This is a genomic window from Streptomyces spinoverrucosus (assembly GCF_006539505.1).
Taxonomy (GTDB): Bacteria; Actinomycetota; Actinomycetes; order Streptomycetales; family Streptomycetaceae; genus Streptomyces; species Streptomyces spinoverrucosus.
On record NZ_BJND01000040.1, the window covers coordinates 80,206 to 102,307 of the forward strand.

Below are 22,102 nucleotides of genomic sequence, written 5' to 3' on the forward strand. Positions count from 1 at the left end.
GGCGGGTTTGCTGCTGCTGGCTGCTTGTGGTGCTACTCGAATCCCGGGATCAGCTGAGCGGAAGCTCAGTGGGTCTCGGGGCGGAGGACCTTGGTCCGGAGGACCGACTCGTTCAGGTTCATCTGGCGGTCGAGCTCCTTGACGACCGCAGGCTCGGCCTGCAGGTCGATGACCGAGTAGATGCCCTCGGGCTTCTTCTTGATCTCGTACGCGAGACGACGACGGCCCCAGGTGTCGACCTTCTCGACCTTTCCGCCACCGTCACGGACGACAGAAAGGAAGTTCTCGATCAGCGGGGAGACAGAGCGCTCCTCGAGATCGGGGTCGAGGATGACCATCACCTCGTAGTGACGCATGTGGAACCCACCTCCTTTGGACTCAGCGGCCACGGTCGTTCCGTGGCAGGAGGGTTGTGATGCGTACGCAACGGTATCGGCCGCCACTGACAATCGGGACCCCGATCGGGGTATCCCGCTGTGGCCTGGGCAGACACCGGTGCAGACGGTACAGAGTACCCGCACACCGGCTTCCGGTTGAAATCCAGCCGCGGTGCCCGTCAATCTGTACACATCGGGTGTGTAAGGCGCTACGATGCGCCGCCTTCCGCAGGAGGTGCCCCATGGCACAGGCATTGCGACCCAACACCGCCGGATCCCTCTTCGCCACGGACGGCCGACCCCATCCCGTCCAGGACGCACTGCTCGCGGTGACCCTGGTCCTCGGAGTGGTCGCCTTCGTCACGGCGATGTTCGACGGCCTTCATCTGATCAGCTCCTGGACTGGCCTGGTGGGGATCCTCACCGGGGCGTACGGCCAGTGGATCTCGGAGACGACCCGCGAACGCTTCGGACTGGTGCTGGGCCTCGGCGCCTCGGCCGTCGGCTTCTTCCTGGGCATGGCCCACGGGGGGCTGTTCGGCGGGCTGTTCTGACCCGCTCGACCACAGTCTCGTAACACCGCGCTGAGCCCCTCGGGGCACAGCGCTCGCCGCCGCGGCCGCGACAGGCCGGGGCGAAGGTTGCGTACGCCCAGTCGGGGCGCTCGTGGGGCGCAGTAGGCTTCGGCGCGAGAGCCGGAGCCCCTGACCCCATGGGGACACACCAGCCCGAGGAGCGCCCCGAATGAGCCTGACCCTGAGGACCATCAGTCGAGAGCAGCATCTGGCCTACATCCAGAGCCTGCCGTCGGCGAGTCACATGCAGGTTCCGGCCTGGGCGGACGTCAAGGCGGAGTGGCGCTCGGAGAACCTCGGCTGGTTCGACGAGCGGACCGGCGAGCTGGTCGGCGCGGGCCTGGTCCTCTACCGCCAGCTGCCCAAGATCAAGCGCTACCTCGCCTACCTCCCCGAGGGCCCGGTCATCAACTGGTTCGCGCCGAATCTCGACGACTGGATCCAGCCGATGCTGGCCCACCTCAAGCAGCAGGGCGCGTTCTCCGTGAAGATGGGCCCGCCGGTGATCATCCGGCGCTGGGAGGCCACGTCCATCAAGAAGGGCATCCAGGACCCGGACGTCAAGCGTCTGCGGGACATCGAGGCCGACTTCATCGAGCCGCGCGCCTTCGAGGTCGCCGACAAGCTCCGTCGTATGGGCTGGCAGCAGGGCGAGGATGGGGGCGCCGGCTTCGGCGACGTACAGCCCCGCTATGTCTTTCAGGTGCCGTTGGCGAACCGCTCCCTGGAAGAGGTCCACAAGGACTTCAACCAGCTGTGGCGCCGCAACATCAAGAAGGCCGAGAAGGCGGGCGTCGAGGTCGTCCAGGGCGGTTACCACGACCTCGAGGAGTGGCAGCGGCTGTACGAGATCACGGCCGTGCGCGACCACTTCCGGCCCCGCCCGCTGGCGTACTTCCAGCGCATGTGGACGGCCCTCAACACCGAGGACCCCAACCGGATGCGGCTGTACTTCGCCCGTCACAACGGCGTGAACCTGTCCGCGGCGACGATGCTGATCGTCGGCGGGCACGTCTGGTACTCCTACGGCGCCTCGGACAACATCGGCCGCGAGGTCCGGCCCTCGAACGCGATGCAGTGGCGGATGCTGCGCGACGCCTACGCGCTCGGCGCCACCGTCTACGACCTGCGCGGCATCTCCGACTCGCTGGACGAGTCGGACCACCTCTTCGGACTGATCCAGTTCAAGGTCGGCACGGGCGGGCAGGCCGCCGAGTACCTCGGCGAGTGGGACTTCCCGCTGAACAAGCTGCTCCACAAGGCGCTCGACATCTACATGTCGCGCCGCTGAGCCCCGGACGTTTGGTTCGATAGCTTCCACACCTCTGATACACCGCAGCCACGAGAAAGGTTCCAGGTCCGGCCATGGCGCTCACGCTCTACGTCGACACCGCGCGCTGGCGGGCGCACCACAAGCACGTGCAGGAGCAGTTCCCGGGGCTCGTCCCGGTCTGCAAGGGCAACGGCTACGGCTTCGGACACGAGCGCCTCGCGGAGGAGGCCACACGGCTGGGCTCGGACATCCTCGCCGTGGGCACGACGTACGAGGCGGCGCGCATCAAGGACTGGTTCGGCGGTGACCTGCTGGTGCTGACGCCGTACCGGCGCGGCGAGGAGCCCGTACCACTGCCCGACCGTGTCATCCGCTCGGTGTCGTCGGTCGACGGCGTGTACGGCCTCGTGGGTGCCCGCGTGGTCATCGAGGTGATGTCCTCGATGAAGCGGCACGGCATCAGCGAGCAGGACCTGCCGCAGCTGCACGCCGCCATCGAGAACGTCCGGCTGGAGGGCTTCGCCATCCATCTGCCGCTGGACCGCACCGACGGCTCGGACGCCGTCGAGGAGGTCATCGGCTGGATGGACCGCCTGCGTGCGGCCCGGCTGCCGCTGCACACGATGTTCGTCAGCCACCTCAAGGCCGAGGAACTCGCCCGGCTCCAGCAGCAGTTCCCGCAGACCCGCTTCCGCGCCCGTATCGGCACGCGGCTGTGGCTGGGGGACCACGACGCCACCGAGTACCGCGGCGCCGTCCTGGACGTCACGCGCGTCGCCAAGGGCGACCGCTTCGGCTACCGGCAGCAGAAGGCGGCCTCGGACGGCTTCCTGGTCGTCGTGGCGGGCGGTACGTCGCACGGAGTGGGCCTGGAGGCCCCCAAGGCGCTGCACGGCGTCATGCCGCGCGCCAAGGGCGTCGCCCGCGCCGGCCTCGCCACGGTCAACCGGAACCTCTCGCCGTTCGTGTGGGGCGGCAAGCAGCGCTGGTTCGCCGAGCCGCCGCACATGCAGGTGTGCATCCTGTTCGTGCCGGCGGACGCCCCGGAGCCGAAGGTCGGTGACGAGCTGGTGGCCCATCTGCGGCACACCACCACGCAGTTCGACCGCCTCGTCGACCGCTGACGGCGGCGACGTCCACAACAGCCGGAAGGCCGTACACGGAATCGCCGTGTACGGCCTTTCTCATGGCCCGGCTCCGGGCGTACGACGTCCGTGAAGGGCTGTTCGCTCAAAGCGAACTGTCGGTCGCCTTCCCGCTGCCCCACTCCACCTGAGGCCCTTCGAACTGGGCCGCGTGCCGCGGCGGATGGGCCGCAGGCCCGAGGACGAACACGTCCTCCGCCCGGTCGAGCACACCCCCCGAGGGATCGTCCTCGCCGCCCTGGCGCACCACGTCCCGGTCCGGCATGAGGATGTCGCGCACGACGACGACGCACAGGTACAGGGTCCCCAGCAGGTGCACGCCGATCGCCCAGTGGTAGCCGTCGGTCGGCAGCCCCTTGTGGGCGTCACCGCTGGTCGTGTACGCGAGGTACATCCAGATGCCCAGGAAGTACGCGACCTCGCACGCCTGCCAGATCAGGAAGTCCCGCCACTTCGGCCGGGCCAGCGCGGCCAGTGGGACCAGCCACAGGACGTACTGGGGCGAGTAGACCTTGTTGGTGAGGATGAACGCCGCGACGACCAGGAAGGCCAGTTGGGCGAAGCGCGGACGGCGCGGCGCGGTGAAGGTGAGTGCCGCGATGCCGACGCAGCACAGCAGCATCAGAAGCGTGGCGAGGGTGTTGACCGTCTCGGTGCTGAGCGGGTCACTGGAGTTCTGGACCAGGATCAGCCAGAAGGACCCGAAGTCGACGCCCCGATCCTGGCTGAACGTGTAGAACTTCGACCAGCCGTCGAAGGCAAAGAGCATCACCGGCAGGTTCACGACCAGCCAGGCGACGACCGCACCCGCCAGCGCCTTGCCGAAGTCCCGCCACTTGCCCGCACGCCAGCACAGCAAGAACAGCGGCCCCAGCAAGAAGAGGGGATAGAGCTTTGCGGCCGTGGCGAGCCCCAGCAGCACGCCGAAGGCCACGGAACGGCCCCGCGACCACATCAGCATCGCCGCGGCCGTCAGAGCGACCGCCAGCAGGTCCCAGTTGATGGTGGCGGTCAGCGCGAAGGCGGGCGCCAGGGCGACCAGCAGACCGTCCCAGGGGCGCCGGGCGTGCGTCCGGGTCACGCAGACGGCGATGACGGCCGCGCAGACCATCAGCATGCCGGTGTTGACCATCCAGTACCACTGCTGCTGGTCCTGCATGCTGCCGGTGCCGGGCGTGAGCCAGGCGGCGACCTCCATGAACACACCGGTCAGCACCGGGTACTCGAGGTACTCCATGTCGCCGGGGATCCGGTCGAAGTACGGCACGAGCCCGTCAGCGAAGCCACGCCCGTTGTAGAGGTGCGGGATGTCCGAGTAGCACGCGTGCGTGTACTGCGAACTGGCACCGAAGAACCAGGCGCCGTTGTAGCAGGGCGCCTTCTGGACCAGTCCGAGGGCGAACACCCCGATCGCCACGAGCGCGATCACCCGCACGGGAGTCCACCAGGACGTCCCCAGTAGGGCGCGCCGTCCGAGGGGACCGCCGATCAGCTCACTGCCGCTCGCGGCGACCTCGTCGGCCGTGGTGGGCCGCACCGGGTCCGGCTCGTGTGCGCTCACTCGCGTCGTTTCTGCACTGGGCATGGCCCACATCCTGCCGTACGTGTCTAGGAGTACGCCGAGGGCCGCCGCACCTCAGCGGTGCGGCGGCCCATGTTTCACGTGAAACACCCCATCTCGGTTTCACGTGAAACACCGTCGATGGGAAATTCGGCGGCTAACCGGTCGTGCCTTGGAAGAGGCCGCCTCCGTTGCCGTTGCCATTGTTGCCGTTCTCCCCACCCGACTCCGTGGGATCGGGCGATGTGGTCACACCACCGTCGGTGCCGCCGGTGTCCGTACCGCCGGTCCCCGTGCCACCGGTGTCCTGACAGTTCCAGTCGAAGGGCTCACAGGTGTCGCTCGCCGAGGGCGAGGGAGTGACTTCGGACTCGGTGGGCGTCGGCGTCGGCGAAGGGCTCTCCTCCACCTCCTCGGTCTCGGTGACCGTGGGAGTCGGCGTCGGCGTCGGCAGCTCGTTGACCACCTCGCCGATGGGCTCGGGCTCCGGGAACGCCTTTGGCTCCTCGCCCTTCAGGGCCTGCTCCATGTAGTCGTGCCAGATCTCCGACGGGAACGAGGCACCGTGAATCGACTTCTGATCGCCCGTTCCGTACATCTCCAGGAACGTGCGGTTCTTGATGTTCTCGTCGTCGGGGTACCGGAACATGCTGATCGCGGTCGACAGCTGCGGGGTGTAGCCGACGAACCAGGCCGACTTGTTGCCGTCGGTGGTACCGGTCTTGCCGGCCACCTCCCGACCCGTCAGCTGGGCGTTGGAACCCGTACCGTCATCGACCACGGTCTTCAGAACGTCGGTGACGTTGTCGGCGACCTTCGCCGTGAAGGCCTGCTCGGCCGTGACCTCGTGCTCGTAGAGCGTGCCGTCCTTGTCCGTGACCTTCTGCACGGAGTACGGGTCGCGCTGCTTCCCGCTGGCCGCGAAGGTGGCGTACGAGCCCGCCATGCGGATGGCGCTGGGGTCGGAGATACCGAGGGAGAACGACGGGTAGTCGATGCCGGCCAGGCTGGTCTCCAGCACACCCGCGCGGACGGCCGCCTCCTTGACCTTGTCCAGGCCGACATCCATGCCGAGCTGCACGTAGGCCGAGTTCACCGAGAACTGCATCGCCTCTCGGAGGTCGATCTGGTGGTTCGGTGGGTCGCCGTACGTCTCGTCACCGTCGTTGACCTGCAGCCACTCCTCGCCCTTGTCGTTGTGCCAGATCGAACCGTCATAGTTCTTGATCTTGAGCTTGTTCTTGCCGCTGTACAGGCTCTTCGGGGAGACGAGGGTGCGCTCGTCCTGGGCCTGGGTGGGGCCGAGGTCGGGATCGCGGACCCCCCACGTCATGGCGGCCGCGAGCACGAACGGCTTGAACGTCGATCCGACCTGGGCGCCGGTTTCGTTGGCGTTGTTGGTGAAGTGCTTGGTCGCGTCCTCACCGCCGTAGATGGCCACGATGGCACCGGTCGCCGGATCCACGGAAGCGCCGCCGAACTGGACGTGCGTGTCCGTCTTGGGTCGCTTCTTGGGGTCGATGTTGGCCTTCTGGACCTTCTTGACCGCCTTCTCGAGCTCGTCGACCTTTTTCTTGTCGAAGGTCGTGTAGATCGAGAGGCCGCCTTCCCGGAGCTTGCGCTCGGTGACGCCGGTCTTTTCGCTGTTGTTGAGCAGGTAGCCGTTGGCGAGGTCCACGAGGTAACCGATCTGGCCGCTCAGCGCCCTGTTCGCCCGGGGGTTCTCGACCTTCGGCAGTCCGGTGTGCTTGGCTCGCTCCGCGGCGTCCAGATGACCGTACTCGACCATCTTGTCCAGCGTGTCCTGCATCTGCCTCAGGGCCCGCTTCGTGTTGGCTTCCGGCGTGGCGGCGGGGTCGATGGACGTCGCGCCGGCCGGGTCGTAGTACGTGGCGCCCTTGAGCATGGCCGCCAGGAAGGCGCACTCGCCCGCGTCCAGGTCGATGGCGTCCTTGTTGAAGTACGCACGTGCGGCCGCCTGGATACCGAAGGCACTCCGGCCGTAGTACGCGGTGTTGAGGTAGCCCTCCATGATCTTGTCCTTGGGGACGGAGGTGCCCACCTTGATGGAGACGAAGAGCTCCTTGAACTTACGGGTGAGGGTCTGCGACTGGTCGTCCAGCATGGCGTTCTTGACGTACTGCTGAGTGATGGTGGAACCACCCTGCGTCTCGCCGCCCCGGGCCATGTTGAACACCGCGCGGGCGATGCCCTTCGGGTCGATGCCGCTGTCCGTCTCGAAGGTCTTGTTCTCCTGGGAGATGACCGCGTACTGCATGTTCTTCGGGATCTGCGACAGATTGATGATCTGCCGGTTCGTCTCCCCGCCCGTGGACACCATCTCGGTGCGGTCGGACCAGTAGTAGACGTTGTTCTGCGCCTTGGCCGTCTTCGCCACGTCCGGGACGCCCACCATCGCGTATCCGATGCCCGCGACGGCCACCAGACTGCCGAAGAAGCCCAGGCACAGGCCGGAGACGAGCTTCCAGGACGGCACCCAGCGGCGCCAGCCGTACTTGCCCGCGCGCGGATAGTCGATGATCCGCTTCCTGTCGGAGGCCGCCGCGCGCCCCCGACCCGGTCCGGCCGCGCCGGCCCGCCGGCTGCCCCGGCCGGGGTCGGCCGCTCTGCGACGACCGCCCCCACCTCTTTGTGCCGCGCGCCGGGCCTCGGCGCGGCCGCCGTGCGGGCGCTCCTCTCCTCCCGACCCATAGGAACCCGACCCGTACGCGTCGGAAGGAGACCCGGTGGCGCCTCGCGGTGCCGCACGGCGGCCGGAGGACGAACCGGACTGGCCGCGTCGGGCCGCGGCACGTCCGCCTCCCTGCGGCTGCGGCGGTTTGCGACGGTGCTCGCTCATCGAACGACTACTCCTAGGGCAGGCGCACCCTGGCGCGCCTGGAAACGGCGGCTGGTTTCCGGTCCCCCCGAAGTACGGATGTGGTCCGTTCCGCATTCATCCGTACTGCACCGAGGACGAGGACGCCCCCAGAGGCAACTCGGTTCCCGGTGGTGTGCATGCCGCACAGACTACGCAGCACCAAAACCCACCGAGTCCTGAAGTTCACCCCAAAACAGGCAACTTGCTTCCTACGAATCAGTGATGTGACGCCGTTCACGATTCCCCCTCTTGTCGCATTCCAGGGGTCGTTCTATCGTCGTGATGTATCGAGTCGATACATCAGCGCGACATAAAGACCGTGACGGCCCGACCGCAGCAGAGAGGAGGCGACAATGAGCCGGCGTTCCGGGATCCTCGAGTTCGCCGTACTCGGCCTGCTCCGCGAATCTCCGATGCACGGCTACGAGCTGCGCAAACGACTCAATACGTCACTGGGCGTGTTCCGTGCGTTCAGCTACGGGACGCTTTACCCCTGCCTCAAGACGCTGGTCGCCAACGGCTGGTTGATCGAGGAGCCGGGGAACACCTCCGAGGACGCCCTCGCCGCTCCGCTCACCGGCCGTCGCGCCAAGATCGTCTATCGGTTGACGGCGGAGGGTAAGGAACACTTCGAACAGCTGCTCTCGCAGACCGGGCCGGACGCGTACGAGGACGAGACCTTCGCCGCCCGGTTCGCCTTCTTCGGCCAGACCTCCCGTGACGTACGCATGCGCGTGCTGGAGGGCCGCCGCAGCCGGCTGGAGGAGCGCCTGGAGAAGATGCGCGCCTCCCTGGCCCGCACCCGGGAGCGCCTCGACGACTACACCCTCGAGCTCCAGCGCCACGGAATGGAGTCCGTGGAGCGCGAAGTGCGCTGGCTGAACGAGCTCATCGAGAGCGAGCGGGCCGGGCGGGACCTTCGCGGTTCCGCCACCGGGGGGCCCGCTCAGCAGGACACCACATCTGGAGCGTCTGGCGACCTGCCCCGGCCCGGGGACACCTCTCGGCCGGATTCGTCCGACGACACCGCCACGTGAGGTCCCCGTCAGGGCCTCACCGAGTACACACAGGGAGCAACCGGAATGGGTTCGGTTCGCGTAGCCATCGTCGGCGTGGGCAACTGCGCCGCGTCGCTGGTGCAGGGAGTCGAGTACTACAAGGACGCCGACCCGGCGTCCAAGGTCCCCGGCCTGATGCACGTCCAGTTCGGCGACTACCACGTCCGTGACGTGGAGTTCGTCGCCGCGTTCGATGTCGACGCGAAGAAGGTCGGTCTCGACCTCGCGGACGCCATCGGCGCCTCCGAGAACAACACCATCAAGATCTGCGACGTACCCAGCACCGGCGTGACCGTCCAGCGCGGCCACACCCTCGACGGCCTCGGCAAGTACTACCGCGCCACCATCGAGGAGTCCACCGAGGAGCCGGTCGACATCGTCCAGGTCCTCAAGGACAAGCAGGTCGACGTCCTCGTCTGCTACCTGCCCGTCGGCTCCGAGGACGCGGCGAAGTACTACGCCCAGTGCGCCATCGACGCCAAGGTCGCCTTCGTCAACGCCCTCCCCGTCTTCATTGCCGGTACGAAGGAGTGGGCGGACAAGTTCACCGAGGCAGGCGTCCCGATCGTCGGTGACGACATCAAGTCCCAGGTCGGCGCCACCATCACGCACCGCGTCATGGCGAAGCTGTTCGAGGACCGCGGCGTCATCCTGGACCGCACGATGCAGCTCAACGTCGGCGGCAACATGGACTTCAAGAACATGCTCGAGCGTGAGCGCCTTGAGTCCAAGAAGATCTCCAAGACGCAGGCCGTCACCTCCCAGATCCCCGACCGGGACCTCGGCGAGAAGAACGTCCACATCGGCCCGTCCGACTACGTCGCCTGGCTCGACGACCGCAAGTGGGCGTACGTCCGTCTGGAGGGCCGTGCCTTCGGTGACGTCCCGCTGAACCTGGAGTACAAGCTCGAGGTCTGGGACTCCCCGAACTCGGCCGGCGTCATCATCGACGCCCTGCGCGCCGCGAAGATCGCCAAGGACCGCGGCATCGGCGGCCCGATCCTCTCCGCGTCGAGCTACTTCATGAAGTCCCCGCCGGTCCAGTACTTCGACGACGTGGCCCGCGAAAACGTCGAGAAGTTCATCAAGGGCGAGGTCGAGCGCTAGAGCTCACCTCCCTTCCTGCTGGGCTGAGGGTCCCCGAGGCAGTGCGCCCGGGGACCCTCCCCGTATGTGAGGCTGTGCCCATGGCCGTCGTACGTGATCTACGCGTCCTGCTCCGCTTCCGGAACTTCCGGCGCCTGCTCGCCGTGCGGCTGCTCTCCCAGGGCGCCGACGGCGTGTACCAGGTCGGGCTCGCCACCTACGTCGTCTTCTCCCCGGAACGGCAGACCTCACCCGCCGCGATCGCCTCGGCCATGGCGGTCCTGCTGCTCCCGTACTCCCTGGTGGGCCCGTTCGCCGGCGCCCTGCTCGACCGCTGGCGCCGCCGCCAGGTCTTTCTGTACGGCAACCTGCTGCGCGCCCTGCTGGCGTCGGCGACGGCCATCCTGATGATCGCCCAGGTCCCGGACTGGCTCTTCTACGTCTCCGCCCTGTGCGTCACCGCCGTCAACCGCTTCGTCCTCGCGGGCCTGTCCGCCGCGCTGCCGCGCGTGGTCGACGGGGACCGCCTGGTGATGGCCAATTCCCTCTCCCCGACGGCCGGAACCCTCGCCGCGACCGCCGGCGGCGGCCTCGCCTTCGTCGTACGGCTGTTGATCGCGGACTCCGATGCCGCCGTGGTGCTGCTGGGCGCCGCGCTGTACCTCTGCTCGGCGCTGGCGTCACTCCTCATCGGACGGGAACTGCTGGGGCCGGACCGGGAGTTGGTGCAGCCGCGTCTGAAAGCGGCGCTCTCCGGTACCGCCCGGGATCTCGTGGCGGGTCTTCGTCATCTCGCCGAACCCGCACGGCGGCAGGCCGCCTGGGCGCTCGCGTCGATGACGCTGATGCGGTTCTGCTACGGCGCCCTGACGGTCATGCTGCTGATGCTCTGCCGATACGCCCTCACCACCAACACCGACGACGGACTCGCCCTGCTGGGGCTGGCGGTGGGCGTCTCGGGCGCCGGTTTCTTCGCGGCGGCGGTGCTGACCCCATGGGCCGCCGGCCGGTTCGGCCCCGGCCACTGGATCGTCATCTGCGCCGCGTCCGCCGCCGTCCTGGAGCCCGCCCTCGGCCTCCCCTTCACCACCGAGCCCGTCCTGGTCGCGGCCTTCGTCCTCGGTCTGACCACCCAGGGCGCGAAGATCTCCACGGACACGATCGTGCAGTCCTCGGTCGACGACGGCTTCCGGGGCCGGGTCTTCTCCGTCTACGACGTCCTGTTCAACGTCGCCTTCGTCGCCGCCGCAGGGGTGGCCGCCCTGATACTGCCGCCGGACGGGCGCTCGGTTCCTCTGGTGCTGACGGTGGCGGTGATCTACGGGGCGGTTGCAGGGGCTATGGCCCGCTTTGAACGCCGCTGATGTCACATCAGAGCCACAGAGCTGCTCCCGAGTTCGGAGTTGTCAGTGGGGAGCTGTAACTTACGTGCGTCTTACGCGCGACTTTTCGCGCGTTCTCACGTCTACGTTTCCAGGGGGACCCCCAGTGACTACTCCGCCGCCCCAGGGCAACCCGTTCGCGCAGGGCCAGAACCCGTACGCGCAGGGCCAGCCCCAGACTCCGGTCCCCCCGGAGCAGCCGCGCCGCAAGCCGAGCTTCAAGACGATCAAGAATGTGGTCATCGTCATCGCAGTGCTCACCGTGGCCATCGGCGGCTACATCGCCAGCCGGGACGACGCCGATCAGGCCGCCGTGGGTGACTGCCTGAAGAGCACCTCGTCCTCCTCGGACCGTATGGAGGTCGTGGAGTGCACCTCCGCCGAGGCGGAGGCCAAGGTCGTGAAGAAGATCGACGGCCACTACTCCGAGGTCACCGCCGAGACCGAGTGCCGCAAGGTCGAGGAGGCCACGGGCTTCTACGCCGAGACCGGCGACGGGGCCGAGTTCCTGCTCTGCCTCGGGGACGTCTGACCGACCCCAGCAGCGAGGGGCGATGTTTCACGTGAAACATCGCCCCTCTTCTGCATCCTGGAAACCTTGCGACGGGCCTATGTTTCACGTGAAACATAGGCCCGTTTCACGACCTCAGCTCTGCTCGGCCCACCACTCCTTGAGCGCCGCGACCGCCTGGTCGTGCTCCATCGGGCCGTTCTCCAGGCGGAGCTCCAGCATGTGCTGGTAGGCGCGGCCTACCGCGGGGCCCGGCTTGATGCCCAGAATCTCCATGATCTGGTTGCCGTCGAGGTCGGGACGGATGGCGTCCAGTTCCTCCTGCTCCTGGAGCTGGGCGATCCGCTCCTCCAAGCCGTCGTACGCCCGCGACAGCGCCGCCGCCTTGCGCTTGTTCCGCGTGGTGCAGTCCGAGCGGGTCAGCTTGTGCAGGCGGTCGAGCAGATGTCCCGCGTCCCGGACATAGCGGCGGACGGCGGAGTCGGTCCACTCGCCGGTGCCGTAGCCATGGAAACGGAGGTGCAGCTCGACCAGCCGCGCGACGTCCTTCACGAGTTCGTTGGAGTACTTGAGCGCCGTCATCCGCCTCTTGGTCATCTTCGCGCCGACCACCTCATGGTGGTGGAACGAGACCCGCCCGTCCTTCTCGAAGCGACGCGTGCGCGGCTTGCCGATATCGTGCAGCAGCGCGGCCAGGCGGAGGGTCAGGTCGGGGCCGTCCTCCTCCAGCGCCATCGCCTGCTCCAGAACGATCAGCGTGTGGTCGTAGACGTCCTTGTGACGGTGGTGCTCGTCCCTCTCCAGCCGCAGGTCCGGCAGCTCCGGCAGCACATGATCGGCGAGTCCGGTGTCGACCAGCAACGTCAGGCCCTTGCGTGGGTTCCGGGACAGGACCAGCTTATTCAGTTCCTCCCGGACCCGCTCGGCCGAGACGATCTCCAGGCGCCCGGCCATCTCCTTCATCGCCTTGACGACCTCGGGTGCCACCTCGAAGTCGAGCTGGGCGGCGAAGCGTGCGGCCCGCATCATTCGCAGCGGGTCGTCCGAGAAGGACTCCTCGGGAGTGCCCGGCGTACGCAGCACCCGCGCCGCCAGATCGTCGAGCCCGCCGTGCGGGTCGATGAACTTGTTCTCCGGCAGCGCGACGGCCATCGCGTTCACGGTGAAGTCGCGCCGGACGAGGTCCTCCTCGATGGAGTCGCCGTACGACACCTCCGGCTTGCGGGAGGTCCGGTCGTAGGCCTCCGACCGGTAGGTCGTCACCTCGATCTGGAAACCGTCCTTCTGGGCACCGACCGTGCCGAAGGCGATCCCGACGTCCCAGACGGAGTCCGCCCACGGCCGGACGATCTTCAGTACGTCCTGAGGGCGGGCGTCGGTCGTGAAGTCCAGATCATTGCCGAGCCGGCCGAGCAGCGCGTCCCTGACGGAGCCGCCGACCAGGGCGAGTGAGAACCCGGCCTCCTGGAAGCGGCGGGCAAGGTCGTCGGCGACAGGCGCGACCCGCAGCGGCTCATTCATCGCGTGGGGCGGCACCTGACTCAGGGCACGGGTGTCATCGTTGGCGTTCGGCACAACAGAACAGGGTACGTGGCCCGGACGACCGCGAGCGTCTCGATTAAGTACGAGCGAACACCGCCGTCGATACGGCACAAGGCCAGCCCTCACGACGTACGGAGGCGTTCCTCTTTATAGGCGCACATACGGGACAGCGGCCCCGGCTCCCCCGATCTTGTGGAGCAGTCCGCGGCACTTCCCCTCAGCGCACATCGTTACCATGCGGGGACGCACATTCCGACGACCACTGACGACGACGAGGGACGGGCGAGCGCGTGGCCGAGGCGGCAGACTTCCAGGGGACGAGTCCCTCACCTGCCCGCCGGTGGCTGAGGCGCACCGGAGCGTTGCTGGCCGGGGCGCCGCTGCTGGCAGGGCTGTTCCAGCTGCCCGCCGCCCCCACCGCAGACGCCGCCGGTCAGACCTCCGCGCAGCAGGCCTCCGGCTCCCGCACGGTGAGCGTCGCCGTCGACTCGCTCACCCCCAGCGCTCCCACCGAGGGCGACACCCTGACCGTCGCCGGCACGGTGACCAACAACGGCAAGCAGGCGGTCACCGACGCCCATGTGGACCTCCGTGTGGGCCCCGAGCTGACCACCCGCTCGGCCATCGACAGCGCCGCCAAGCGCACCGGCTACTTCCCGGGCGCCGACGGCACGGAGATCGACGACGCCTACCGCCAGGAGTTCGCCAAGCTCACGCCGGGCGTCGCGCAGCGCTTCAGCATCTCCGTACCGGTCGACGAACTGGACCTCGGCGAAAGCGGCGTCTACCAGCTCGGCGTCGCCCTCTCGGGCGAGACGTCCGCACAGTCCTGGGACCAGGTGCTGGGCATCCAGCGGACGTTCCTGCCGTGGCAGCCCGAAGCGGCGGACACGACGACGAAGACGACGTTCCTGTGGCCGCTCATCTCCACCGCGCACATGACGGCGGAGACGGGCTCGAACGAGCAGCAGACGCCGGTCTTCCTCGACGACGACCTGGCCAAGGAGATCTCCCCGGGCGGCCGCCTGCAGCAGCTCGTGTCCCTGGGCAGGGACCTCGACGTCACCTGGGTGATCGACCCGGACCTGCTGGCCTCCGTCGACGCGATGGCTCGCGGCTACCGCGTGCGGAGCGACGGCGACACCATCAGGGGGGGCACGCACCAGGCGGTCGCCAAGCAGTGGCTGGCCGATCTGCAGAAGGCGGTGGCGGACAAGGAGGTCGTCGCCCTGCCCTACGGCGACCCGGACCTGGCCTCCCTGGCCCACAACGGCACGAACGTCACCGGCTCGCTGAGCCGCCTCAAGGAGGCCACGGACGTCGTCGCCAACACAGTGGAGACGATCCTCCACGTGAAGCCGAACACCGACTTCGCCTGGCCCGTCGACGGCGCCGTGGACCCGTCGATCGTCAAGGTCGCCACCTCCGCCGGCGCCGACAAGGTGATCGCCCGCAGCGACAGCCTGGAGGAGACCGGCGGACTGTCGTACACGCCGTCCGCGGCCCGTCCCATCGGCGGCGGCACCACGGCAGTGGTCGCGGACGCGCGGCTGTCGACGGCCTTCCAGGGCGATCTGACGAAGGCGTCCACCACGACGCTGTCCGTGCAGCGCTTCCTCGCCCAGAGCCTCGCCCTCAACCTCCAGACGAACCAGCAGCGCAGCATCGTCGTCGCCCCACAGCGCATGCCGACCGCGAGCCAGGCCCGGGCCATGGCCGAGGCGATCACGGCGCTGCAGAGCGGCGGCTGGAGCGAGTCCCAGAACCTCAGCGCCGCCGCCAAGGCCAAGCCGGACCCCGGGGCCACCAGGAAGGTGCCGACGGCCTCCGACTACCCCTCCTCGCTGCGCAAGCAGGAACTGCCGCGCACGGCCTTCGAGCAGATCGCGCGGACACAGGCCAAGCTGGACGGCTTCCGGGTGATCCTCACCGACCAGTCCCGCGTGGTGACCCCCTTCGGGCGGGCCATAAACCGTGAGATGTCCACGTCGTGGCGCGGCCGGGCCACCGAGGCGCAGAACTACCGCGACGGCGTGGAGGACTACCTCGACAGCCTCGCCGAGGGGGTCACGCTGATCGACAAGTCGGAGACCAAGCTCTCCGGCCGCAGCGCCACGATCCCGGTGACCGTCCAGAACAACCTGGTGCAGGACGTCGACCACCTGTTCCTGCGGCTCACCTCGACCAGCCCGACCCGACTGGCGATCGGCGGCAGGGCCTACGCCGAGCAGCCCGTCACCGTCTCGGGCGGCCACAGCCAGTCGGTGAAGTTCGCCACGTCCGCCAACGCCAACGGCCGGGTGACCGTGAAGGCCCAGCTGTTCACGGAGGACGGCAAGCCCTACGGCATGCCCGTCTACTTCGACGTGAAGGTCACCGAGATCACCGCCACGGTGATGCTGGTCATCGGCGGCGGCGTCCTGCTGCTCGTCCTCGCCGGCTTCCGGATGTACACCCAGCGCAAGCGCGCGGCCGCACGACAGGCCGAGGAGGACCGCCCGGACACGGCCGACGACGACGCCGAGCGTGCGCAGAACCCCGAGGGCCCCACGGAACGTCTCAAGGAGGAGTCGGGTCCCCGGCCCGGGGCAGGCGCCCCGGAGCAGCCGAGTGACCCTGTGCCGGACACCCCAGCGGAAAGCGCAGACCCGTCCGGGACGGGTGAGAGAGTGGACCGTTGAGATGTCGTGGCCGGTTGGCCCGGGACGATGAGGTGGGGTAACCATGAACGCGCCGTACGACGGTGACCGCGGCCAGGCTGCGGGCAGCTCGGGCTACCCCGAGGGCCCGCCGCCCGAGCACGGCCAGGTGCCGCCGCAGCACCCCGCGGACATGTACCTCCAGGACGCCTACGAGCAGGACCCCTACCGGGCGCAGGACCTCGCCGCCCAGGACCCGGTCACCGAGGCGCTCTACGACCGCGCCGCGCACCCGCCGCCGCCCCCGGGCACGTATCCGTCGCCGCAGCAGCTGTACGCCCAGCCGCCCCAGTCGCCGTATGCGCCCGACCCGCGTGTGTGGGCCCAGACGCCGGCGCCCGAGCCGGCGGGTCCCACGCAGCACCTGCCGTACGGCGACGACCCCCGCACGACCCAGTACGTGGGCGTCGACGATCTGGTCACCCAGTCCGGTGACCAGCGCCACGAGCCCGACGCCTTCGCGCACCTGTTCCGTGATCAGCAGCAGACCGGCGTCCGTCCGCCGATGGACTACCCGGGCGTTCCGAGTCCGGCCACCGGGCAGGGCCCGGCGGGACAGTACGAGGGAACGCACGACGCGCAGGGTCAGTACGGCGGCGCCCAGGCGCCCGCCGATCAGTACCAGGCGCCCCCTCCGCGACCCGTCGCCGAGCCCGCTCCGGCCCCCGCCGCACCGGCCAAGGGCGGACGGGCCGGGGGTCTGCTGAAGTCGAGCGCCGTGATGGCGGCGGGCACGATGGTGTCCCGGCTGACCGGGTTCATCCGGTCAGCGATGATCGTCTCGGCGCTGGGTGTCGGCCTGCTGGGCGACACCTTCCAGGTCGCGTACCAACTGCCGACCATGATCTACATCCTGACTGTCGGCGGTGGCCTCAACTCGGTCTTCGTGCCGCAGCTCGTGCGGGCCATGAAGGAGGACGAGGACGGCGGCGAGGCCTACGCGAACCGACTGCTGACGCTGGTCATGGTGGCACTCGGCGCGCTCACGGTCCTGTCCGTGCTCGGCGCGCCGCTGCTGATCCGTCTGCTGTCCGACGCGGTCGCCAGCGACCCGGCGGCCAACGAGGTGGGCGTCACCTTCGTCACCTACTTCCTGCCCTCGATCTTCTTCATGGGCATCCACGTGGTGATGGGTCAGATCCTCAACGCCCGCGGTCGCTTCGGCGCGATGATGTGGACCCCGGTCCTGAACAACATCGTCATCATCGTGACGCTCGGCATGTTCCTGTGGGTGTACGGCACGGCCGAACACTCCGGAATGAAGGTCACGAACATCCCGCCGGAGGGCCAGCGGCTCCTGGGCATCGGGGTACTGCTCGGACTCGTCGTACAGGCCCTGGCAATGATCCCGTACCTGCGCGAGACCGGATTCAAGCTGCGCTTGCGCTTCGACTGGAAGGGCCACGGCCTCGGCAAGGCCGTGACGCTCGCCAAGTGGACCGTCCTGTTCGTCCTCGCCAACCAGGCGGGAGCACTGGTCGTCACCCAACTGTCCACCGCGGCCGGCAAGGACTCGCCCGTCGACGGCACAGGCTTCGCCGCCTACGCCAACGCCCAGCTGATCTGGGGGCTTCCGCAGGCCATCATCACCGTCTCCCTCATGGCCGCCCTGCTGCCCCGCCTCGCGCGATCCGCGGCGGAGGACGACGCCGGTGCCGTCCGCGACGACATCTCTCAGGGGCTGAGAACGACGGCAGTGGCGATCGTGCCCATCGCCTTCGGCTTCCTCGCACTCGGCATCCCGATGTGCACGCTGATGTTCGGTTCCTCGGGCAGCAGCGAGGCCACGAACATGGGTTACATGCTGATGGCCTTCGGCCTCGGCCTGATTCCGTACTCCGTGCAGTACGTCGTCCTGCGCGCCTTCTACGCGTACGAAGACACACGCACTCCCTTCTACAACACGGTGATCGTGGCCGCCGTCAACGCCGGTGCCTCGGCCCTGTGTTACTTCGTCGTCCCCGCCCGCTGGGCCGTCGTCGGCATGGCCGCCTCCTACGGCCTCGCCTACGTGATCGGCGTCGGTGTCGCCTGGCGCAGGCTGCGCAAGCGGCTCGGCGGCGATCTGGACGGGGCCCGCGTGATGCGGACGTACGCGCGCCTGAGCATCGCCTCGGTGCCGGCGGCGCTGCTGAGCGGCGCGGCCTGCTACTACGTCACACAGGCGCTCGGCCAGGGCGTCGCAGGTTCCCTCGCCGCGCTGGTGGCCGGCGGAGCCGTCCTGCTGGGCGTCTTCTACATCGCCGCCCGCCGTATGCGCATCGAGGAGCTGAACTCGCTCGTCGGAATGGTCCGAGGGCGTCTGGGCCGCTGAATCGGGGGGTACGCGCACAACCATCGTCCGCCACCGCGTGTCGTGCATAGCGGCGGACTGTGGGCACAATTGGTTTCGGCGTCGGACGGCGCGCAACGGAGTTCGGCCGGCGCGCTATGGATGGGGAGGCAGGAACGACGGTGGCGGAACGGAGCACGGCTGCCGTCGACGTGGCAGACAACAGCGGCGACGAGCCGCTGACCGCCAAGGCGGACCAGGCGGACCAGTCCACGGCCGACGGGGTGGCCAAGAACCTGGAGCGGGACACGGAACACGACGAGGCACAGGGGAGTGGCGGGACCGAGGGTTCCGGAGCGAAGGCCTCGCCGCCCGAACTGCACAGCGGTCACAAGCTCGCCAGACGCTACCGACTCGAGGACTGTGTCACTCGTCTGGACGGTTTCAGCAGTTGGCGTGCGGTGGACGAGAAGCTGCGCCGCGCTGTCGGCGTGCATGTCCTGCCCGCGGACCACTCCCGGGCCCGTTCCGTGCTGGCCGCGGCCCGCTCCTCCGCGCTGCTCGGCGATCCCCGTTTCGTCCAGGTCCTCGACGCCGTCGAGGAGAACGACCTGGTGTACGTGGTGCACGAGTGGCTGCCGGACGCGACGGAGCTCACCACGCTCCTGTCCTCCGGGTGCCTGGAGCCGCACGACGCCTACCAGATGGTCAGTCAGGTCTCCGCCGCCATGGCCGCCGCGCACCGCGAGGGCCTCGCCCATCTCCGGCTGAACCCCAACGCTGTCCTGCGCACGTCCACCGGGCAGTGGCGTATCCGCGGCCTGGCCGTGAACGCCGCTCTGCGCGGCATTAGTTCCGACACCCCGCAGCGCACCGACACCGAGGCGATCGGCGCCCTGCTGTACGCCTCGCTCACCCAGCGCTGGCCGTACGAGAGCGACGCCTACGGTCTGTCGGGGCTGCCCAAGGACGTCGGCCTCATCCCCCCGGATCAGGTGCGCGCCGGCGTCCACCGCGGCCTGTCGGAGCTCGCCATGCGCGCGCTCGCCAACGACGGCGCGACCGCCTCACGGCACGAGTCCCCCTGCACGACGCCGGAGGAGCTGGTGAAGGCGATCGGCGAGATGCCCCGCATCCGCCCGCCGGAGCCCGCGTTCACCGCGCCGCCGGACTACCAGCGCACGACGTACCAGCAGGGCACCTACGGCCGCCCCGCACCGCACCCCGGCGTCACCCAGCCGGTGTCGTCCCCGCCGCCCCCGCTGCAGAGCCGTACCGGCAAGGCCCTGAAGTGGGCCGTCTCCGCGCTGCTCATCGCCGCGCTGGGGCTGGGCAGCTGGCAGCTCGCGGACGCCCTGATGGAGCGCGGCACTCAGTCGGACGACCCGAACAAGTCGCAGACCACGGACGGAAACGACAAGAGCTCCGCGGAGAAGAAGCCGACCGCCAAGCCGCTCACCATCGAAGGCGCTCAGGAGTACATCGCGAGCGGCGAGGCCCAGGCCCCCGAAGACGTCGGCCGCACCTACGACGACGACAGCTCGACCTTCTGGCGCACCAAGCGCTACAACGACGGTCCGGAGCTGGCTCCCTACAAGCCCGGCGTGGGCATCGTCTACGACCTCGGCTCGTCCCAGGAGATCTCGGCCGCGTCGATAGGGCTCCGGTACCCGGGTGACCACACGACGGTTCATCTCTATGCGACCGACTCGCTGACCCCTTCGACGGGGGTCGACGGAATGCAGGAGATCGGAACCGCCACCACGAGCGGCACCTCTCTGACGGTCAACGCGTCGAAGTCACTGAAGACGCAGTACGTGCTGTTGTGGATCACGGCAGTGCCGAACGCACCCACCGACGGCTACAGCGGCGCCGGTTACAAGCAGGCCGTCACCGACGTGAAGTTCACGGGCTGACGTCTCACCGAAGGGGGAGGGGGTCCGATGGCGGAAGGCGCCGGGTACGAGACGGCGAGCGATCAGGATCTGCTCGCCCGGCATGTGGAAGGCGACCCCGACGCCTTCGGTGAGATCGTGCGGCGGCACCGCGACAGGCTCTGGGCGGTCGCCCTGCGGACGCTGGGCGACCGCGAGGAGGCCGCTGACGCGGTCCAGGACGCTCTCGTCTCCGCCTACCGGGCCGCCCACACCTTCCGCGGCCAGTCGGCCGTCACGACCTGGCTGCACCGGATCACGGTGAACGCCTGCCTCGACCGCGCCCGTAAGGCAGCCTCCCGGAAGACGTCCCCCGTCGACGACACCGAGCGGCTGGAGCAACTGCTGGAGCCGCACGAGTCGGCCTCGGCGCCCGCCGAGCGCAACGATCTGCACCGCCAGCTCCTCGAAGCGCTCGGCACCCTCCCACCCGAGCAGCGCGCGGCCCTCGTCCTGGTGGACATGCAGGGCTACCCGGTCGCCGAGGCCGCCCGCGTCCTCGACGTGCCGACCGGGACCGTGAAGAGCCGCTGCGCCCGCGGCAGAGCCAGGCTCCTGCCGCTGCTCACCCATCTGCGACCGGAAAACTCCGCTGACGAGGAACAGCCGGCCGCTGGACGGAACCGGACGCAGGGGACATCCGTCCCACCGGCAGCGGGACCGCACGATGCGGGCCCACGGAATGCAGGGCCAAGCGATTCAGCTGCTGTGAAGGGCGGAGGTGGGCGAGCGTGACTTCCACGACGGACACGGCCGGGCACCCGGACGTCACGGAGATCTCCGACCTCACCGAAGGCCTGCTCCCCCCGTCCCGGACCGCGGACGTACGACGCCATCTGGACGAGTGCGAGCTCTGCGCGGACGTCTTCGCCTCACTGGAGGAGATCCGCGGCATGCTCGGCACGCTGCCGGGCCCTGCTCGCATGCCCGCCGACGTCGCCGAGCGGATCGACGCCGCGCTCGCCGCGGAGGCGCTGCTCAGTGCCACGGCGCCCGACGCGGTGAGTACCCCGGCACCCGTCGAAGCGGCCCGCGCGGGCGACGGCGCGCATGTTTCACGTGAAACATCGACCCCGGCGGATCGCCCCTCGGGTCGTGCCCGCACCTCCACCACCGGACCGGGCCGCAAGGAGCGCAAGCGTGGCGGGCGCCGCAGGGTCGCCGTCCTGGGAGCCGTCCTCTCCGTCGGGGCCCTGGGGCTGGCCTCCCTCCTGGTGTCTTCCCTTGAGGGCGACCAGGGCACCACCGCCCAGAAGCGGCCGTCCGCGGCCGCGGACACCTTCTCCGAAGGGAAGCTGGAGCAGCAGGTCGCGGACCTCCTCGCCAAGACCGAGGAGTCCGGTGGCCAACGCACCCCACGTGATCTCCCTGAGGAGTCCGGCTCCGACGGTCCCCGCATCCTCACCAGGCCCACGGTCCCGGTGCCCGAGTGCGTACAGAAGGGCATCGGACGCGACGACGAGGCTCTGGCGACCGAGCCCGGCACATATAAGGGAGCGACCGCCCTGCTCGTGGTCATGCCCGACACCTCGGACCCCTCACGGGTCACGGCCTACCTCGTCAATGCCACCTGCGTGAAGGACTCGCCTTCCGCCTCGGCCGAGGTTCTGCTGAAGCATTCCTACAAGCAGCCTTGAGAGCACTAACCGCTCCCGCTTGAGAGCACTATCCGCTCCCGGGACGGCTCTCCCGTGTGCCCGGACACAGCGGGAATGCGAGCCCCTTAGGATCCGTTGGGTGGGGTGAGAGTCTGAGAGGGGCTCCCACCGGTCGAACGACGCAGTCCAGAGACGAGGAATCAAGCCG

Annotated in this window: 16 protein-coding genes; 12 read left to right on the forward strand and 4 right to left on the reverse strand. The window is 68.8% G+C overall.

Features of this window, described 5'->3' with window-relative positions; all coding sequences use genetic code 11:
• Positions 1-65: 65 nt before the first annotated feature.
• The gene (gene rpsF, locus SSP24_RS26065; RefSeq protein ID WP_009189556.1) at positions 66-356 is read right to left on the reverse strand and encodes a 30S ribosomal protein S6; all 291 of its coding nucleotides are present in this window, start codon (positions 354-356) and stop codon (positions 66-68) included.
• Positions 357-619: 263 nt separating this feature from the next.
• Here rpsF and SSP24_RS26070 point away from each other — a divergent pair, with 263 nt between their 5' ends.
• From SSP24_RS26070 to SSP24_RS26080, 3 genes are all read left to right on the forward strand, one after another.
• Positions 620-931, forward strand: a complete 312-nt coding sequence (locus tag SSP24_RS26070) for a hypothetical protein (RefSeq protein WP_141312131.1) — start codon at positions 620-622, stop codon at positions 929-931.
• Between the two features lie 190 nt (positions 932-1,121).
• A complete protein-coding gene (gene femX / locus SSP24_RS26075) occupies positions 1,122-2,243 on the forward strand; it encodes a peptidoglycan bridge formation glycyltransferase FemX (protein ID WP_141312132.1) in 1,122 nt (373 codons plus the stop codon).
• A 74-nt stretch (positions 2,244-2,317) separates the two neighbouring features.
• Positions 2,318-3,349, forward strand: coding sequence for an alanine racemase (locus SSP24_RS26080; RefSeq protein WP_141312133.1), 1,032 nt, complete (start codon positions 2,318-2,320; stop codon positions 3,347-3,349).
• A gap of 106 nt (positions 3,350-3,455) precedes the next feature.
• Here the strand turns inward: SSP24_RS26080 and SSP24_RS26085 are convergent, their stop codons facing one another.
• Complete coding sequence (locus SSP24_RS26085; RefSeq protein ID WP_174864709.1) at positions 3,456-4,955, reverse strand: glycosyltransferase family 87 protein; 1,500 nt, start codon at positions 4,953-4,955, stop codon at positions 3,456-3,458.
• A gap of 133 nt (positions 4,956-5,088) precedes the next feature.
• A complete protein-coding gene (locus SSP24_RS26090; RefSeq protein WP_141312135.1) occupies positions 5,089-7,791 on the reverse strand; it encodes a transglycosylase domain-containing protein in 2,703 nt (900 codons plus the stop codon).
• 374 nt (positions 7,792-8,165) lie between these two features.
• Here SSP24_RS26090 and SSP24_RS26095 point away from each other — a divergent pair, with 374 nt between their 5' ends.
• From SSP24_RS26095 to SSP24_RS26110, 4 genes are all read left to right on the forward strand, one after another.
• Complete coding sequence (locus SSP24_RS26095; RefSeq protein ID WP_141312136.1) at positions 8,166-8,849, forward strand: PadR family transcriptional regulator; 684 nt, start codon at positions 8,166-8,168, stop codon at positions 8,847-8,849.
• A 45-nt stretch (positions 8,850-8,894) separates the two neighbouring features.
• Positions 8,895-9,977 carry an inositol-3-phosphate synthase gene (locus SSP24_RS26100; protein ID WP_141312137.1) on the forward strand — a complete coding sequence of 361 codons (1,083 nt, stop codon included), beginning with the start codon at positions 8,895-8,897 and terminating at the stop codon, positions 9,975-9,977.
• 80 nt (positions 9,978-10,057) lie between these two features.
• Positions 10,058-11,320: an MFS transporter gene (locus SSP24_RS26105; protein WP_141312138.1), complete on the forward strand. Its 1,263-nt coding sequence runs from the start codon at positions 10,058-10,060 to the stop codon at positions 11,318-11,320.
• Positions 11,321-11,444: 124 nt separating this feature from the next.
• Positions 11,445-11,870 (forward strand): LppU/SCO3897 family protein, encoded by a 426-nt coding sequence (locus SSP24_RS26110; protein ID WP_229865043.1) that lies wholly within the window; start codon positions 11,445-11,447, stop codon positions 11,868-11,870.
• A gap of 114 nt (positions 11,871-11,984) precedes the next feature.
• On the opposite strand, the gene SSP24_RS26115 is transcribed toward SSP24_RS26110, so the two are convergent.
• A complete protein-coding gene (locus SSP24_RS26115) occupies positions 11,985-13,424 on the reverse strand; it encodes a CCA tRNA nucleotidyltransferase (RefSeq protein ID WP_141312139.1) in 1,440 nt (479 codons plus the stop codon).
• 257 nt (positions 13,425-13,681) lie between these two features.
• On the opposite strand from SSP24_RS26115, the gene SSP24_RS26120 reads away from it, so the two are divergent.
• The 5 genes from SSP24_RS26120 (at position 13,682) to SSP24_RS26140 (ending at position 21,933) form a co-directional block, all read left to right on the forward strand.
• The gene (locus SSP24_RS26120; protein ID WP_141312140.1) at positions 13,682-16,072 is read left to right on the forward strand and encodes a DUF6049 family protein; all 2,391 of its coding nucleotides are present in this window, start codon (positions 13,682-13,684) and stop codon (positions 16,070-16,072) included.
• Between the two features lie 43 nt (positions 16,073-16,115).
• Positions 16,116-18,404, forward strand: coding sequence for a murein biosynthesis integral membrane protein MurJ (gene murJ / locus SSP24_RS26125; protein ID WP_141312141.1), 2,289 nt, complete (start codon positions 16,116-16,118; stop codon positions 18,402-18,404).
• Positions 18,405-18,544: 140 nt separating this feature from the next.
• Positions 18,545-20,278 carry a protein kinase family protein gene (locus SSP24_RS26130; RefSeq protein ID WP_141312142.1) on the forward strand — a complete coding sequence of 578 codons (1,734 nt, stop codon included), beginning with the start codon at positions 18,545-18,547 and terminating at the stop codon, positions 20,276-20,278.
• Between the two features lie 27 nt (positions 20,279-20,305).
• Complete coding sequence (gene sigM, locus SSP24_RS26135) at positions 20,306-21,031, forward strand: RNA polymerase sigma factor SigM (RefSeq protein ID WP_141312143.1); 726 nt, start codon at positions 20,306-20,308, stop codon at positions 21,029-21,031.
• The gene (locus SSP24_RS26140) at positions 21,028-21,933 is read left to right on the forward strand and encodes an anti-sigma factor family protein (RefSeq protein ID WP_141312144.1); all 906 of its coding nucleotides are present in this window, start codon (positions 21,028-21,030) and stop codon (positions 21,931-21,933) included. Before sigM ends, SSP24_RS26140 begins: the two co-directional genes overlap by 4 nt.
• Positions 21,934-22,102: the final 169 nt, after the last annotated feature.

What these genes read in the sequence shown, in the direction of transcription:
- rpsF (WP_009189556.1), bottom strand. Translation starts at nt 356, where the DNA reads ATGCGTCACTACGAGGTGATGGTCATCCTCGACCCCGATCTCGAGGAG.
- SSP24_RS26070 (WP_141312131.1), top strand. Translation starts at nt 620, where the DNA reads ATGGCACAGGCATTGCGACCCAACACCGCCGGATCCCTCTTCGCCACG.
- femX (WP_141312132.1), top strand. Translation starts at nt 1,122, where the DNA reads ATGAGCCTGACCCTGAGGACCATCAGTCGAGAGCAGCATCTGGCCTAC.
- SSP24_RS26080 (WP_141312133.1), top strand. Translation starts at nt 2,318, where the DNA reads ATGGCGCTCACGCTCTACGTCGACACCGCGCGCTGGCGGGCGCACCAC.
- SSP24_RS26085 (WP_174864709.1), bottom strand. Translation starts at nt 4,955, where the DNA reads ATGCCCAGTGCAGAAACGACGCGAGTGAGCGCACACGAGCCGGACCCG.
- SSP24_RS26090 (WP_141312135.1), bottom strand. Translation starts at nt 7,791, where the DNA reads ATGAGCGAGCACCGTCGCAAACCGCCGCAGCCGCAGGGAGGCGGACGT.
- SSP24_RS26095 (WP_141312136.1), top strand. Translation starts at nt 8,166, where the DNA reads ATGAGCCGGCGTTCCGGGATCCTCGAGTTCGCCGTACTCGGCCTGCTC.
- SSP24_RS26100 (WP_141312137.1), top strand. Translation starts at nt 8,895, where the DNA reads ATGGGTTCGGTTCGCGTAGCCATCGTCGGCGTGGGCAACTGCGCCGCG.
- SSP24_RS26105 (WP_141312138.1), top strand. Translation starts at nt 10,058, where the DNA reads ATGGCCGTCGTACGTGATCTACGCGTCCTGCTCCGCTTCCGGAACTTC.
- murJ (WP_141312141.1), top strand. Translation starts at nt 16,116, where the DNA reads ATGAACGCGCCGTACGACGGTGACCGCGGCCAGGCTGCGGGCAGCTCG.
- sigM (WP_141312143.1), top strand. Translation starts at nt 20,306, where the DNA reads ATGGCGGAAGGCGCCGGGTACGAGACGGCGAGCGATCAGGATCTGCTC.